The organism is Streptomyces cucumeris (genome assembly GCF_024295805.1).
Classification (GTDB): Bacteria; Actinomycetota; Actinomycetes; order Streptomycetales; family Streptomycetaceae; genus Streptomyces; species Streptomyces cucumeris.
This window is the reverse complement of record NZ_JANCLX010000001.1, coordinates 558,757-572,471: the sequence shown is the minus strand read 5'-3', so window position 1 is coordinate 572,471 and position 13,715 is coordinate 558,757. Positions and strand designations below refer to the sequence as shown.

12 protein-coding genes are annotated in these 13,715 nt (G+C 70.7%); 4 read left to right on the top strand and 8 right to left on the bottom strand.

Annotation, left to right across the window (positions count from 1 at the left end; all coding sequences use genetic code 11):
• Positions 1–78 precede the first annotated feature (78 nt).
• On the top strand, positions 79–759 hold the full coding sequence (locus NMK44_RS02625) for a snapalysin family zinc-dependent metalloprotease (protein WP_254737681.1): 681 nt from the start codon (positions 79–81) through the stop codon (positions 757–759).
• Positions 760–947: 188 nt separating this feature from the next.
• On the opposite strand, the gene NMK44_RS02620 is transcribed toward NMK44_RS02625, so the two are convergent.
• The gene (locus NMK44_RS02620) at positions 948–1,406 is read right to left on the bottom strand and encodes a hypothetical protein (protein WP_254737679.1); all 459 of its coding nucleotides are present in this window, start codon (positions 1,404–1,406) and stop codon (positions 948–950) included.
• A gap of 59 nt (positions 1,407–1,465) precedes the next feature.
• Positions 1,466–1,879 carry an ATP-binding protein gene (locus NMK44_RS02615; RefSeq protein ID WP_254737677.1) on the bottom strand — a complete coding sequence of 138 codons (414 nt, stop codon included), beginning with the start codon at positions 1,877–1,879 and terminating at the stop codon, positions 1,466–1,468.
• A 120-nt stretch (positions 1,880–1,999) separates the two neighbouring features.
• Between NMK44_RS02615 and NMK44_RS02610 the strand changes: the two genes are divergently transcribed.
• Together NMK44_RS02610 and NMK44_RS02605 are read left to right on the top strand one after the other, a co-directional pair.
• Complete coding sequence (locus tag NMK44_RS02610) at positions 2,000–2,821, top strand: helix-turn-helix domain-containing protein (protein ID WP_254737675.1); 822 nt, start codon at positions 2,000–2,002, stop codon at positions 2,819–2,821.
• A complete protein-coding gene (locus NMK44_RS02605; RefSeq protein WP_254737673.1) occupies positions 2,818–3,057 on the top strand; it encodes a DUF397 domain-containing protein in 240 nt (79 codons plus the stop codon). The genes NMK44_RS02610 and NMK44_RS02605 overlap by 4 nt, the downstream gene beginning before the upstream one ends.
• 39 nt (positions 3,058–3,096) lie before the next feature.
• Here NMK44_RS02605 and NMK44_RS02600 read toward each other — a convergent pair whose 3' ends face one another.
• The 4 genes from NMK44_RS02600 to NMK44_RS02585 form a co-directional block, all read right to left on the bottom strand.
• The gene (locus tag NMK44_RS02600) at positions 3,097–4,383 is read right to left on the bottom strand and encodes a sugar ABC transporter permease (RefSeq protein WP_374215216.1); all 1,287 of its coding nucleotides are present in this window, start codon (positions 4,381–4,383) and stop codon (positions 3,097–3,099) included.
• The gene (locus NMK44_RS02595) at positions 4,380–5,162 is read right to left on the bottom strand and encodes an ATP-binding cassette domain-containing protein (protein ID WP_254737672.1); all 783 of its coding nucleotides are present in this window, start codon (positions 5,160–5,162) and stop codon (positions 4,380–4,382) included. Before NMK44_RS02595 ends, NMK44_RS02600 begins: the two co-directional genes overlap by 4 nt.
• Before the next feature lie 71 nt (positions 5,163–5,233).
• The gene (locus NMK44_RS02590) at positions 5,234–6,355 is read right to left on the bottom strand and encodes a substrate-binding domain-containing protein (protein ID WP_254737670.1); all 1,122 of its coding nucleotides are present in this window, start codon (positions 6,353–6,355) and stop codon (positions 5,234–5,236) included.
• Positions 6,352–8,895, bottom strand: coding sequence for a SpoIIE family protein phosphatase (locus NMK44_RS02585; RefSeq protein ID WP_254737669.1), 2,544 nt, complete (start codon positions 8,893–8,895; stop codon positions 6,352–6,354). The genes NMK44_RS02590 and NMK44_RS02585 overlap by 4 nt, the downstream gene beginning before the upstream one ends.
• Before the next feature lie 351 nt (positions 8,896–9,246).
• On the opposite strand from NMK44_RS02585, the gene NMK44_RS02580 reads away from it, so the two are divergent.
• Entirely contained in the window at positions 9,247–11,718 is a 2,472-nt protein-coding gene (locus NMK44_RS02580) for a SpoIIE family protein phosphatase (protein ID WP_254737667.1), read from the top strand.
• A 37-nt stretch (positions 11,719–11,755) separates the two neighbouring features.
• Here NMK44_RS02580 and NMK44_RS02575 read toward each other — a convergent pair whose 3' ends face one another.
• Both NMK44_RS02575 and NMK44_RS02570 read right to left on the bottom strand, forming a co-directional pair.
• Complete coding sequence (locus NMK44_RS02575; RefSeq protein ID WP_254737665.1) at positions 11,756–12,172, bottom strand: hypothetical protein; 417 nt, start codon at positions 12,170–12,172, stop codon at positions 11,756–11,758.
• Between the two features lie 395 nt (positions 12,173–12,567).
• Complete coding sequence (locus tag NMK44_RS02570; RefSeq protein ID WP_254737664.1) at positions 12,568–13,503, bottom strand: MurR/RpiR family transcriptional regulator; 936 nt, start codon at positions 13,501–13,503, stop codon at positions 12,568–12,570.
• Positions 13,504–13,715 lie beyond the last annotated feature (212 nt).

Genomic DNA, 13,715 nt, shown 5'->3' with positions numbered 1-13,715 from the left:
GGGGTGGTACTTCCATTCCCCCCCACCCCTTCCCGCCATGGTGGGCGGGGGGGCCCCCCCCCCCCCCCCCCCCCGCATATGAAGATCACCAAGCTGGCGCTCACCACCGCTCTGGGCATCGGACTCGCCGCGTCCGGCCTGACCATCGCGTCCGCCTCTCCCGACGCGTCGAGCGCTCCCGCCGGCCAGTCCGACACGCTCTACGCCACGGGCAAGGACGACCGGGTCAACACCGACGAGTTCATCAAGTCGGTGCTGGAGTCGGCCCTGGGAAAGCAGGAGAACCTGGAAAAGAAGGGGAACACGAAGAACGCGGCCGCTGTCACCGTCACCTACAGCGCCAAGTCCGCCCCCCCCCACTTCCGCGCCCAGATCAAGCGCAGCGCCTCCATATGGAACTCGTCGGTGCGCAACGTGAAGCTGAGGGAGGGCAGCAACCCCGACTTCACCTACCGCAAGGGCAATGACGAAAGGGGCTCATGGGCAGACGTCCAGGGCAACGGGCGAGGCATGGTGTTCCTGGACTTCAAGCAGAACAAGGAGTTCGACTCCACCCGGGTCACCGCGCACGAGACCGGCCACATCCTCGGACTGCCGGACAACCGCACGGGCCAGTGCTCGGACCTGATGTCCGGTGGCTCCGCGCCGGCCTCGTGCAAGAACGCGAAGCCCAGTGCGGCGGAGGCCCGGGAGGTCGACCAGCAGTGGGCGAAGGGCCTGGAAGCCGTGAGCGAGGAGCTCGCCGCGGCTGACCGCTGATCCCTGGGCGATCGGTCACCCCGATCGCCCTCATCACTCCCGGTCCTGTCTCGCGGTCTCGCGACGCACCCGGCCGGGACAGGCCACCGCGTGGTCATCGGGTTCCCTGGGGGGGTTAGCCCGAGGACCGCGCGGTGGCCGCCCGCCAGCGGGGGTCCTCACCGGCCGAACGCTCTCCACCGGCCGTTCTAGCCGCCTATGACGTCCTTGAACGTCTCGATCGTCCGCCGCCGCATCGTCAGGAACGCGAGCCAGGAGCCGTCCGCGTAGTGCAGACGGAAGCGGGCCATCAACTGGAGACGCGGGCGGCGTTCCACGCGGGCGGCCCAGGAGCGGGGTGTTTCCCAGACGGGGGTACCGTCCAGGGGGCGTACGAGCCCGATGCGCTGGTCGGTGACGCGCAGCAGCAGCCCGCCCGATGTCTCCGGCATCCCCGACGCGATACTGCCGGCACCGGCGGCCTCGGCTCCGACGGATTGCACCAGGTGGTCGCCGAGCTTCCCACCGAGCTTTCCGTGCCCGTGGTAATTCATCTTCACGCCCTGGGCACTCTTGGCCGGCACCACGAGACCGAAGGTGAGGAGCTGCTCTCCCGGCGCCAACTGGCTGAGCGCGGACCGCTGGTGCGTGGACATCTGTTCGGGCATGAGCGCGACCCTACGACATCAGTGATCGGCCCCTACCGGCGGCCGCCACTCCGCCCCCTCTATAGACGTAGCCGCGCCCACACGGTCTTGCCGACGACGCGCTCCCTGACGCCCCATGCCTCGGCGCACGCGTCCACGATCGCGAGCCCGCGCCCGGATTCGTCGTCGGGCTCGGCAGCCGTGATCACGGGGAAGCCGTCACGCGGATCGGACACCTCAAGCCCGACCAATTTTTCTGCGTCATATGCGATACACACTTCGAAGTACCGCCCTGGTACACGGCCATGCCGTACCGCGTTGGTCGCCAGCTCGGACAGAACGAGCTGCACGGTAGCCGCCTGACCTGCGTCAACGCCCCACGCGAGGAGAGCGGTACCAGCCGCGTGCCGCGCGTGGTGTACAGACGGCGGGACGGGAGTAAACCTCTGGTTCCAGCCAAGGAGCGGGTTGACGTTGTGACTTTCCGCGTTCATGGACCCACTGTCGGTGCAGGCGGCTAGCTTCACCAGTGACAGAGCGTCGACGGCGGCGACCGGCAACCGCCGTCGAACGCCCGTTGATTGCTGTTGAGCCACGTTGAGGGGTGGACCGGGATGTCACAGTCGAAGAAGAAGGACTCCGCACCGCCGACCGTGCAGTATTTCGCCGCTGTGCTGCGGCTTCTGCGCGAACGGGCGTGTCTGACGCAGGACGAGCTGGGTGCGCTGATGAGCTACACCGGATCGGCCGTGAGTGCGGTGGAGACGTGCGCGAAGCCGCCGACGGACGAGTTCATCGACGCGGCCGAGAAGGCACTGGACGCGGGCGGGTTACTGAGGTCGGCGATCAAGTACCTGCGGCTTGAGCGCTACCCGGTGTACTTCCAAGGCTTCGTTCAGTTGGAACAGGAAGCGGTGAGTGTCTCGTCGTACTGCGCGCAGGTCATCGATGGGCTTCTCCAGACTGAGCAGTACGCCCGCGCTCTGCTCAGGAGCAACTACCCCCCGTTCGAAGCAGAGGAAGTCGATCAGCTACTCGAAGGCCGAATGGACCGCAAGCTATTGCTTAATCGCAAGCCGATGGCACTGGTCCATGTAGTCCTCGAAGAGGCCGTCCTACGAAGGAAGATCGGCGGAGCCGAGGTCATGCGCCAGCAGCACGAGCAACTGCTCCGGTACGCAAAAAGCTCGAACGTGACCCTCCAAGTCATGCCCGCCAACCGTGCGGAACACGCTGGGCTGCGCGGTCCCATGAAGCTGATCGAGACCGCCGACGACACCATCCTGGCCTACATGGAGAGCCACGGAGAGAGCAGTCTGGTGTCCAAGCCGGACAAGGTCAGTGTCCTCGTTCGGCGCTATGCCATGATGCGCACGCAGGCCCTGGGGCCGGAGGAATCCGAAAACTTCATCAAGCAGCTGATGGGTGACACATGAGCGACCACTTGGCGTGGTTCAAGAGCAGCTACAGCGACTCCGGCGGCGGCGACTGCATAGAAGTCGCCTACGACTGGCGCAAGTCGAGCTACAGCGACTCCAGCGGTGGCGAGTGCGTCGAGGTCGCCACCGCCCCCGCCGCCGTCCATGTCCGGGACTCCAAGAACCCCGACGGGCCCCAGCTCTGCGTACCCGCCACCGCCTGGGCCGCCTTCCTCGACTACGCCACCCGCTGACGCCGGGCGCCACCGCGTCGTGACTCAGACGGCCCAGGACTACACCCGTCCGTGGGCCTTCTGTGCCTTCCGCGACAGCGAGTCGATCACGACCGCGATCAGCAGCACCCCACCGGTGATCATGAACTGGACCGCGGCCTGGATGCCCATGAGGGCGACGCCGGAGGCGATGGACTGGATGACCAGGACACCCAGCAGGGCGGACCAGGTGCTGCCGCGGCCGCCGAAGAGGCTGGTGCCGCCGATGACGGCGGCGGCGATGGCGTTCATGAGGAGGTTGTTGGAGACGGAGGTCTGGCTGACGGAGCTGATGCGCGAGGCCAGGAAGAGACCGCCGATGGCGGCCATGGTGCCGGACATCATGAAGGCGGAGATGCGCACGAGCTCGACGTTGAGACCGGCGCGGCGGGCCGCTTCGACACCGCCGCCGAGGGCGAAGATCATGCGTCCGTAGGCGGTGCGGCGCAGTACGTAGTCGAGGCCGACCAGGACGATGAGGAAGATCAGCAGGGCCAGCGGCAGCCCCTGGAACTGGTTGAGCAGGGCGGCGGCGACGAAGCCGACGACGACGAGGACACCGGTGCGCAGCCCGGTCTCGCTCAGCGAGCGGAACGGCACTCCGGCGCGGCGGCGGCGCCGGGTGTCCAGCCAGGAGGCGAGGAAGTACCCGGCCGCGCCGAGCGCGGCCAGCCCGTAGGCGGCGGCGACGTCGTTGAAGTAGAAGTTGGTCAGCTTGGCGACCAGGCCCCGGTCATCGATGTTGATCGTGCCGTAGGTGCCCATGATGTAGAGCATCAGGCCGTACCAGCCCAGCAGTCCGGCGAGGGTGACCACGAAGGCGTGCACCCCGACCTTGGCGAAGAAGAACCCCTGCACCGCGCCGACCCCGGTCCCGCAGAGCACGGCGAGGAGGACGGCGGGCAGTTCGGGCATGCCCTGGTTGACGCTGAGCACGGCGAAGGTCGCGGCGGAAAGGCCGCTGACCGAGGCCACCGACAGATCGATCTCGCCGACCAGCAGGACGAAGATCACGCCCACCGCGATCATTCCGGTGCCGACGATGTCCACGCTGAGGTTGGAGAGGTTGCGCGGGGAGAGGAAGTGCGGGTTCACCGTCTGGAAGATGGCCCAGATGAGGAAGAGGCCGAGCACGACGGGGACGGAACCGAGTTCGCCCCGGTGGTAGCGGCGTTTGAACAGGGCGACCGCGCGCCGCACCGGTGTGGTCTGCTCCGCGGCGGCGGCGCGGGTGCGCCGGTCCGGCTCCGCGGGCCCGCCCTTGCGGGACGCGCCGGACTTCCCCGCGGTGGTCCGAGTTCTGTTCACAACTCCCCTTCCCGCGCCGTACGGCGTGTCACGGCGTTGTCGGAGGCACCCGTGATGGACGAGACGATCTGCTCCTGGGAGGTGGTGGTGACGTCGAAGAACCCGTTGTTGCGGCCGAGCCGCAGCACCGCCACCCAGTCCGCGACGGCCTTGACGTCGCCCAGGTTGTGGCTGATCAGCAGGACACCGAGGCCCCGGTCGCGCAGCCGCTCGACGAGGTCGAGGACCTGGGCGGTCTGCTCGATGCCCAGGGCGGCGGTGGGCTCGTCGAGGAGGACCAGCTTCGGTTCGCCGAGCATCGAGCGGGAGATGGCGACGGTCTGGCGCTGGCCGCCGGAGAGCGAGGCGACCGGGCGGCGGACCCCGGGGATGCTGATGGAGAGGGTGTTCAGCAGTTCCAGGGTGCGGCGTTCCATCTCCACCTCGTTGAGCACGCCGAAGCGGCGGATCTCACGGCCGAGGAAGAGGTTGCCGACGACGTCGAGGTTGTCGCAGAGCGCGAGGTCCTGGTAGACGGTGGCGATACCGAGGTGCTGGGCGTCGTGGGGCCGGTGGATCTGCACGGCGTGGCCGTCCCATTCCACGACGCCCTCGTCGGCCGGGTCCACCCCCGCGATCACCTTGATCAGGGTGGACTTCCCGGCGCCGTTGTCGCCGACGAGGGCGATGACCTGGCCCGCGCGGACCTCCAGGTCGACATCGGCGAGCGCCTGGACCGCGCCGAACCGTTTGAAGACGCCGCGCAGCGCCAGCAGGGGCGGGGCCGAGGTGTGGATCATCTGCTCCTCCTCTCGCCACCAGGGGCGTTCGGACCGCCGGGCGATGGACCCGGCGCTCGGGCGACCGGCACTCAGGTGATGAGTCCGGCCTTACGGCAGGCGGCCGCGTACTTCTCCGTGCAGATCTGGTCGGTGGTGTACATCCCGTCGCGGATGAGGATCTTGAGGTTGTGCACGTCGAGCGCGATGGGATGCAGCAGGACGGCCGGGATGGACTGGCTGGAGCCGCTGTTGACCCGCTCCTCGGCGATCCCGGCGAGCGATTTGCCGCGGCCGAGCGCGACGGCCATCTCGGCGGCGGCGTCGGCCTCGGGCTTGAACGGTTTGTAGACGGTCATGAGCTGTTCGCGCGCGACGATGCGCTGGACGGCGCCGAGTTCGGCGTCCTGGCCGGTGACCGGGGGCAGTGGGTGGATCTTGGCGGCCTTGAGGGCGGCGATGACGCCGGAGGCGAGGCCGTCGTTGGCCGACAGCACACCCTGGATGTTCTCCGCGCCGAGGGCCGCGATGGCGCCGGACATGTTGAGGTTGGCGTTCTCCGGCCGCCAGCCGATGGTCTCGTAGGACTTGCCGATGGTGACCCGGCCGCGGAGGACCTCCAGGGAGCCGCGTTTGAACCAGTCCGAGTTGGGGTCGGTCGAGGAACCGTTCATCATGACGATCTGGTCCCGGTGGCCGGGCCGGTGCGGTGCCAGGGCCTTCAGCAGCGCCTTCCCCTGGAGGCGGCCCACCTCGGCGCCGTTGAAGGAGACATAGCCGGAGATGGGTCCCTCGGCGAGCCGGTCGTAGGCGACGACCGGGATATTGGCCTGGCGCGCCTTGATGACCGAGGAGCGGATGGCCCGGCCGTCGACCGCGTCGAGGATCAGCACCTCGACCCCGTTGGCGATCATGGAGTCGACCTGGTGCTGCTGGGTGGCGGCGTCGTGCTGGGCGCTGGCGTAGTCCACCGTGCACCGCGGGCACAGCTCCTTGATCCGCTTCTTGATCAGGGGCTTGTCGAAGCGGTCGAAGCGGGCGATCTCGTTGTCGGGGAGCAGCAGTCCGATGCGCAGGTTCCCGCGGTGAGCCGAACCGCCGGACTGGTCCACCTGGGCCGCCTTGCCGCAGGCGGCGAGGGTGACGGCCAGGGCGAATCCGGCCGTGACGGCGATGGCGGCGCGCACACGGTGCCGGGCCGGGGTGGCGGTCATGGGCCCGGCCCCCCGGTCTCCGCCGGGCCGTCCTCGTGCGCCGGACCGTCCTCGCGCGGGGTGGACAGCGTGATGTCGCTCCAGACCTGCTTGCCCCCGCTGAGCGGCACCGAGCCCCAGGCGTGGGAGACCGCCTCCACCAGCAGCAGTCCACGTCCGCCGGTGGCCTCCCAGTCCACGCTGGTCGGTTTGATGGGGGTCCGGGGCGAGCGGTCGCTGACCGCGATCCGCAGCCGGTCCGCGGTGAGCGTGAGGTTCAGGTGTACCTCGCCCGAGGTGTGCACCATGGCGTTGGTGACCAGCTCGGAGGTGACCAGCAGGGCCACGTCCATCTCATCCGTCAGCCCCCAGGTGCGCAGGGTGCGGGCGGCGAAGCGGCGGGCATGCATCACCGCGTCGGGCAGCCGCCAGATCGTCCAGCGGACGCGGGTGGGACGGACCCGCATCCCGTCGTAGCGCAGCAGCAGCAGCGCCACGTCGTCATCGCGGCGGCCGGCGCTGCCGAGCAGTTCGTCGGCGACCCGGCCGGGGTCGGAGGGGTCGGCGCGGGCCAGCCGTTCGCATACGTGCCGGACGCCGTCGTCCAGGTCGAGCTGGGCGGATTCCACCAGGCCGTCGGTGAACAGGACCAGCAGGGTGCCGGAGGACAGCCCGAGCGCGGTCATCGGGTAGTCGGCGTCGGCGACCACCCCGAGCGGGGGGCCGCCCTCGATGGTCAGTTCCTCGGTGACGCCGTCGGGGCGGCGCAGCAGCGGGTGGAGGTGTCCGGCGCGGACCAGCCACGCCTCGCCCTCCTCCATGTCCAGATCGACGTAGGCACAGGTGGCGAAGAGGTCGGTCTCCATATCGACGAGCAGCCGGTTGGCGTGGCTGACGACCACGTCGGGCGGGTGGCCCTCGAAGGCGTAGGCGCGGATGGCCGTACGCATCTGACCCATGATCGTGGCCGCGGCGGCGGAGTGGCCCTGGACGTCCCCGATGACGAGCGCCACATGGCCGTCGGTCAGCGGGATGACGTCGTACCAGTCGCCGCCCACCTCCAGGCCCATGGTGGCGGGCAGATAGCGGGTGACGGCCACTCCGCCGGGCAGCACGGGCAGTTTGCGGGGCAGCAGACTGCGCTGGAGCATCGTGGCCAGCTCATGTTCGGCGTCCAGCGCGTGGGCGCGCACCAGGGCCTGTCCGACCAGGCCCGCGGTGGCGGTGAGCAGGGAGCGCTCCTCGGGGCCGAACTCATGCGGCTCCTCCCAGCCGATCAGGCAGACGCCGACGATCCGGCCGCTCGCGGGCAGCGGCAGGACGGCGAGGCCGCCGGGTCCGATGCCCGAGAGCCCGGGTTCGAGATCGGCACCGGGGGGCCACAGGCTGACGTGGCCCTCGCGCATCGCGTCGGCCAGGGTGGGCAGCGCGTGGGTCGGCGCGTCGGGGAACTCCGAATGCCACTGGCTGCGCCACACATCGGGCCAGGCGATGGCTTCGGCCGGGGCGAGGAGGCTGACCACGAGCTGGTCGGCCTGGAGCTCGGCGACCGCGACCCGGCGGGCCCGCAGCGGATCGCGCAGCGCGCTGACCACGACCTGGCCGACGTCGCGGATGGTGGTGGCCCCGGCCAGGGCGGCGGACAGCCGCTGCACCATGGCGACCTCGTCGGCGGTGGGCCGCAGGTACGACGCCTCCGCGACGACGCCCAGCATCCGCTCGGGGGTGCCGTCCGGCCCGGCCTGGGCCCGGCAGCGCAGCTCCAGCCAGCGCAGCTCCCCGTTGGGGCGGCGGATGCGGAACGCGAGCTGTGAGGTGCCGGGCGCCAGCCGGCCGGGCTCCACGATGGACATCAGGGCGGGCACGTCATCCGGGACGGCGCTGGCGAGCAGGGTCTCCACCCGTCCGTCGAAATCGTCGGCGGGGATACCGAAGAGCTGGAGCATCTGGGTGTCGGCGGTCATCCGCCCGGTGCTCAGCTCCAGGACGAACGCGCCCACCTGGAGGCGGTCCAGGGTGGCACCCGCGAGCGACCGCTGGTCCGGCCGTCCGGTGCCCGGCTGCGCGGACGCCTCCAGACCGGCGGCGACGTGATGGGAGTAGAGCTCCAGGAAGGCACGGCGGTCGGCGTCGATACCGTCGGGCGCCTCGTCCACCACGACCAGACAGCCCAGCCCCGTGCCGTCGCCGCCCAGGGGCAGGGCGCCCAGCGAGAGGCCGGCGGGGGTCCCGGGGCCGGGCCCGGCGGGGCCGTACTCGGCGAGTTCACGCGGGCCCAGCCACAGCGGACGGCCGGATCGGAAGGCGTCGGCGACGGGTGAGCGCCCGGTGAGGGGATAGCTCGCGGGGAGGGCGTAGGGGCCGCCGGGACTGCGGACGGTCTCGGCCAGCCTCAGCTCGCCGCCGTCCGCGTCGAACGCGTACACGGCGACCAACGCGGTCCCCGTGAACGTCAGGACATGCCCGGTCACAGCCGCCTGCACCGCCTCCGTGCGCGGGCCGCCGGTCGTCTCGTGGGCGTACCCGAGCTCCTTATCCGCCTCCACGCGGTCACCGGTCATGGCTGGCATGGGGGCCTTCAGAGCCGCGCCCCCTTCGAAGGGAAAGCGCTCATACCACGAGCATGACACAGAAGGGATGAACAGGGCATCTCAGCCACCGCCGCCCGGGGCCGCGGCCGGTCGCGGCTCATTTGAACCCGCGCGGCGGGAGGCGCATGCTCGGTACGTAAGCGCTCCGCGGGAGTGCCGCGAGGCGCGGTCGTCGACCGCCCCGGGCCTCTTCGGGACTCGTCGGGGCGCGACCGAACCGCACCGGACTTCGGCGGGGCCGCTCGGCGCGGTCGCGACGCTTTCAGGGCGCACGGGCTCCGGGACGCGCACAGGACGATCCCCTGAACGGATGGGGGCCCGATGAACGCCGACGATGCCCTGCCGCTGGACCGGTCGCGGGGCTCCGGGGGCCCGCGGACCGTCGTGATCATGGTGGATGAGCTGGGCGTCGTCACGGGCTGGAGCGCGGGCGCGGAACGGCTGCTCGGCCGCACCGCCGGGGGGGCCGTGGGCCGCCCCGCCGACGACTTCCTGACCCCGGGGGCCGGGGAGCCGTTCTGGACCGCACGGGCCGAGGGCGACGACTGGCTGGGCGAACTCACCGCGCGGGGCCCGGACGGCCGCCCCCTGATCCTGCGCGGCACCGCCCACCGCTGTATGGAGGGGGACGCACGGGCCCAGTGGATCCTGGTGGCCACGGCGGCACCGCCGGCCGGACAGCAGGTGCTGCCGCAGGAGATCGAGCGGGCCGTGGTGCACTGGCTGTTCACCCGCTCTCCGGTCGCGGTGACCATCTATGACACCGATCTGCGCTGCCGCTGGCAGAACGAGGCGATGACCCGCCTGACCGGGGTGACGGAGGCCGAGCGGCGCGGCAAGCGGCTACCGGACATCCTTTCCGGACCGGACGCCGCGGTCTGGGAGCGGCGGCTACGCCGGGTGATCGAGACCGGTGAGTCCGCCTTCAGCGGGGAGATGCACGGCCGGGTCCCCGCGGAGCCCGAGCGCGACGCCGTCTTCATCGCCTCCGCCTCCGCGCTGCGCGATCACCACGGGCACACCCTCGGACTGTGCACGACCGTCTCGGACGTCACCCAGCAGTACCAGTCGCGGGAGCGGCTGACGCTGCTGAAGGAGGCGGGCACCCGGATCGGCAGCACCCTGGACGTGATGCGCACCGCGCAGGAGCTGGCCGATTCGGCCATCCCCCGGCTCGCCGACTGGGTCACCGTCGATCTGCTGGACACCCTGCTCAGCGGGGATGAACCCGGCCCGTTCACCGGGGTGGTGGCGTTGCGCCGGGCGGCCAACCAGTCGGTGCTGGAGGGCACCCCGGAGGCGGTGTGCCAGCCGGGCGAGGTGGACTTCTATCCGCCGTACTCCCCGGCCGTGCGCTGTATGGCCACCGGCCGGTCGGCCATCCACCGCGTCAGCGACCACGACATCAAGGTCTGGCTGGCCCAGGATCCGGCACGGGCGGCGAAGTTCCGGACCTACGAGTTCCAGTCGATCATGGGAGTGCCGATCCGGGCGCGCGGAACGACGCTCGGCATCACGATGTTCTACCGGCGGTCGGCGCACCCGTTCACCGACGACGACCGGCTGCTCGCCGAGGAGCTGGTGGCCCGTGCCGCCCTCTGCCTGGACAACGCCCGCCGCTTCGACCGCGAACGCACCGCCGCGCTCAGCCTCCAGCAGAGCCTGCTGCCGCAGGGGCTCCCCGTCCAGGCGGCGGTCGAGACCGCGTCCCGCTACCTCCCGGCCGGGGGCAAGACCGGGCTGGCGGGCGACTGGTTCGATGTGATCCCGTTGTCCGGGGCCAGGGTCGCCCTGGTCGTCGGCGATGTGGTCGGCCACGGCATCAACGCCGCCGCCACGATGGGCCGGCTGCGGACGGCGGTGCGCACCCTGGCCGATGTCGATCTGCCCCCGGATGAGCTGCTCACCCACCTCGACGATGTGGTGCTCCGGCTCGCCGCCGAGGGCGAGGGGGGCGCCGGCGGTTCCCCCATGGACCCGTCCGTTCTGGGGGCCACCTGCACCTACGCGGTCTATGACCCGATCTCGCGGACCTGTTCGCTCGCCCGTGCCGGACATCCGCCCCCGGCCACCGTCACCCCGGACGGACGGGCCCGGCTGCTCGATCTGCCCGCGGGGCCACCGCTGGGGCTGGGTGGTCTGCCCTTCGAATCCGTCGAGGTGCGGCTGCCGGAGAACAGCCTGCTCGCCCTCTACACCGACGGGCTGCTGGGGTTCCGGGAGCGGGAACTCGACACCGCGCTGGACCAGTTGTGCCACGTTCTGGCCGAACCGTCGCCGTCCCTGGACAGCCTGTGCGACCGGGTGCTGAACGATCTGCTCCCGGACCACCCGGCCGATGACGCCGCGCTGCTGATCGCCCGCACCCGGGCGCTGAACCGGGACCAGTTCGCCGTACGGGACCTCCCGGCCGATCCGGCGACCGTCTCCACCGCCCGCTCCTGGGCGGCGCGCCAGCTCGCCGCCTGGAGCCTGGAGGACGCGTCCTTCGTCACCGAACTCGTGGTGAGCGAGCTGGTCACCAATGCCATCCGGCACGCCGACGGCCCCATCCAGCTACGGCTGATCCGGGACCGGACGCTGATCTGTGAGGTGTCCGACGCCAGCAACACCGCCCCGCATATGCGCCGCGCCCGGCTCTCCGACGAGGGCGGCCGCGGACTGCTGCTGGTCGCCCAGCTCACCCAGCGGTGGGGCACCCGGCACGCCCGCGAGGGCAAGACCATCTGGTGCGAGCAGCTGCTCTCGAACGGGAACGCGCCGTTGGACGCGACGATGACGCCGGTGCCCTGAGCGCGTCGCCCCCGGGGGTCCGGCGGGGCTCCGGCGGTCAGCGGCGGGCGGCGACCGGGGTGCGGCGGCGGACGGTGACCGGGGCCCGGCGGCTCTCCTTCACCAGCGCGTCGGTGATCAGCCGCACGCCCTGGGCGAGCCGGTTCAGCTGGGCCAGCTCGGTGGCGTACAGCTTGATGGTGGACTCGATCATCGTCTCGGTGAACCCCAGGGAGGGCAGTTCCGTACGGCAGGTCTGGAGGGCGGCGCGCACCGCGCGGATCTCGTTCTGGAGCTGGAGCCGGGCGTGCCGGGCCAGCAGGAGGGGGTGCCGGGTGAGGGTGGAATACCCCGCGTACCGTGCGGGAAGGAGATCCCGGAGCCACCGGGCCGCCGTGCGCTCCCAGTCGGGGGTGCCCGGAGGGGTGACCTGGCAGGGCCAGTCCGCGCTGATCGGGGAGTATGTCTGGGACATCGTCGTCGCCTTCGAGCTGAGGGTCCTGATCGCCGGGGATCAGTGGGTATCCGGCGGCCCTGGGCCCAGGGGTTGGCCCGGGGCCGCCGGGGGTGCCCGAGGGGAGCGGACTACCCGAACGGAACACGGTGGGGGCCGACGAGGAGGCTGCCGTCCCTTTGGGTGTTCGCCCACATGACTCCCGGGGCTCGCGGCAGCGAGCGCTGGTTCCGGCTCAGCCCCTTCGGGGCCCGGGTGCCAAGTGCAGTAAATATATTTACTGCGAAGTAATCAAGGGCATGAAAAGTTTCATGCATGTGAGCTTATACGGACGCCCGTCTCCGGAAGCCGGACGAATGGGGTGGGGTACGGGAGTGCGGCCCGGGGCGTCGGGACCGCGGCGGCTCAGCGGCCACTCACTGATCGAGGAAGAACTCGTGCTGTTCCGCGGCCTGTTCGTACTTCTCCAGGCGGAACTGGGTGCGCTCGGGCTCGGCGTCGGCCATGGCCTGGAGGATGCCCGCGGAGAGCATCATGGGCGCCGCGTAGGAGTCGAAGACCAGACGTGATCCGGTGCCCGCGGTGAGCGCCACATCGGCCTCCTCCACCAGCGGTCCGTAGGTCAGGTCGGTGATCAGCGCCACCCGCAGCCCCGAGCGGTGTGCCGCCCGCAGCGCGGCCAGCGTCTCCTTGGCGTGCCGGGGCATCGCGAACGCCAGCACCCAGGTGCCGCCCGCCTCCCGGGACTGGAGCAGCGCGTCGTAGGCCACGCTGCCGCCACGGGACACCAGCCGCACATCGGGGTGGATCCGCCGGGCCGCGTAGGCGACGTACTCGGCGAGGGAGACGGAGATCCGCAGCCCCAGGATGGTCAGCGGCACCGAGCGGGCCAGCTCACGGCCGATCTCCAGCACCCGGTCGGTGTCCACGAACACCCGGCGCAGGTTCTCCAGGTTGGCGATCTCGTTGTCCACCGCCGTCTGGAGCTCGTTGCGGCGGTTCTCCTCCCGGGTGCGCGGTGAGGCGGCGACCGCGCTCAGCGCGATGGGCTGCAACGCCTCGCGCAGCGCGGGATAGCCGCTGAAGCCGAGGGAGGTGGCGAAGCGGGTCACCGACGGCTGGCTGACCCCCACCCGGTCGGCGAGGTCCGTGATCGACAGGAAGGCGGCCTCGGTGAGGTGATCGGTGATGTACTGCACGATGCGCCGCTGCGCGGGGGACAGCCGCTGGCCTCCGAACAGGGCACGGACTTGGGCCGCGGGAGGCTGCTCCCCGACATCGGGGGCCTCGGGGGCGCGCCCTCCCGGTGTGATCGCGGACGCCTGTGCGCGTGCCTGCTGCCCAGATGGCACCGGTGTGCTCCTTCTCGTCCCATCCCCCCGCTCAACATAGCGGGGAACGGGGCGTGACGGGAAACGTGGGAGGGCGCGCGGAAGGCCCCGCGCCGCCCGGAGACCGGGGTCGACCAACTCGTTCCTGACACCTTGTCAGTACTATTTCACATTACTATGTTATAGGTCACACGGCAGAACCACCTGCTTCCACCCCCCAACTCATCGGGAGA

What these genes read in the sequence shown, in the direction of transcription:
- NMK44_RS02620 (WP_254737679.1), bottom strand. Translation starts at nt 1,406, where the DNA reads ATGCCCGAACAGATGTCCACGCACCAGCGGTCCGCGCTCAGCCAGTTG.
- NMK44_RS02615 (WP_254737677.1), bottom strand. Translation starts at nt 1,879, where the DNA reads ATGAACGCGGAAAGTCACAACGTCAACCCGCTCCTTGGCTGGAACCAG.
- NMK44_RS02585 (WP_254737669.1), bottom strand. Translation starts at nt 8,895, where the DNA reads ATGACCGGTGACCGCGTGGAGGCGGATAAGGAGCTCGGGTACGCCCAC.
- NMK44_RS02580 (WP_254737667.1), top strand. Translation starts at nt 9,247, where the DNA reads ATGAACGCCGACGATGCCCTGCCGCTGGACCGGTCGCGGGGCTCCGGG.
- NMK44_RS02625 (WP_254737681.1), top strand. Translation starts at nt 79, where the DNA reads ATGAAGATCACCAAGCTGGCGCTCACCACCGCTCTGGGCATCGGACTC.
- NMK44_RS02610 (WP_254737675.1), top strand. Translation starts at nt 2,000, where the DNA reads ATGTCACAGTCGAAGAAGAAGGACTCCGCACCGCCGACCGTGCAGTAT.
- NMK44_RS02575 (WP_254737665.1), bottom strand. Translation starts at nt 12,172, where the DNA reads ATGTCCCAGACATACTCCCCGATCAGCGCGGACTGGCCCTGCCAGGTC.
- NMK44_RS02595 (WP_254737672.1), bottom strand. Translation starts at nt 5,162, where the DNA reads ATGATCCACACCTCGGCCCCGCCCCTGCTGGCGCTGCGCGGCGTCTTC.
- NMK44_RS02590 (WP_254737670.1), bottom strand. Translation starts at nt 6,355, where the DNA reads ATGACCGCCACCCCGGCCCGGCACCGTGTGCGCGCCGCCATCGCCGTC.
- NMK44_RS02605 (WP_254737673.1), top strand. Translation starts at nt 2,818, where the DNA reads ATGAGCGACCACTTGGCGTGGTTCAAGAGCAGCTACAGCGACTCCGGC.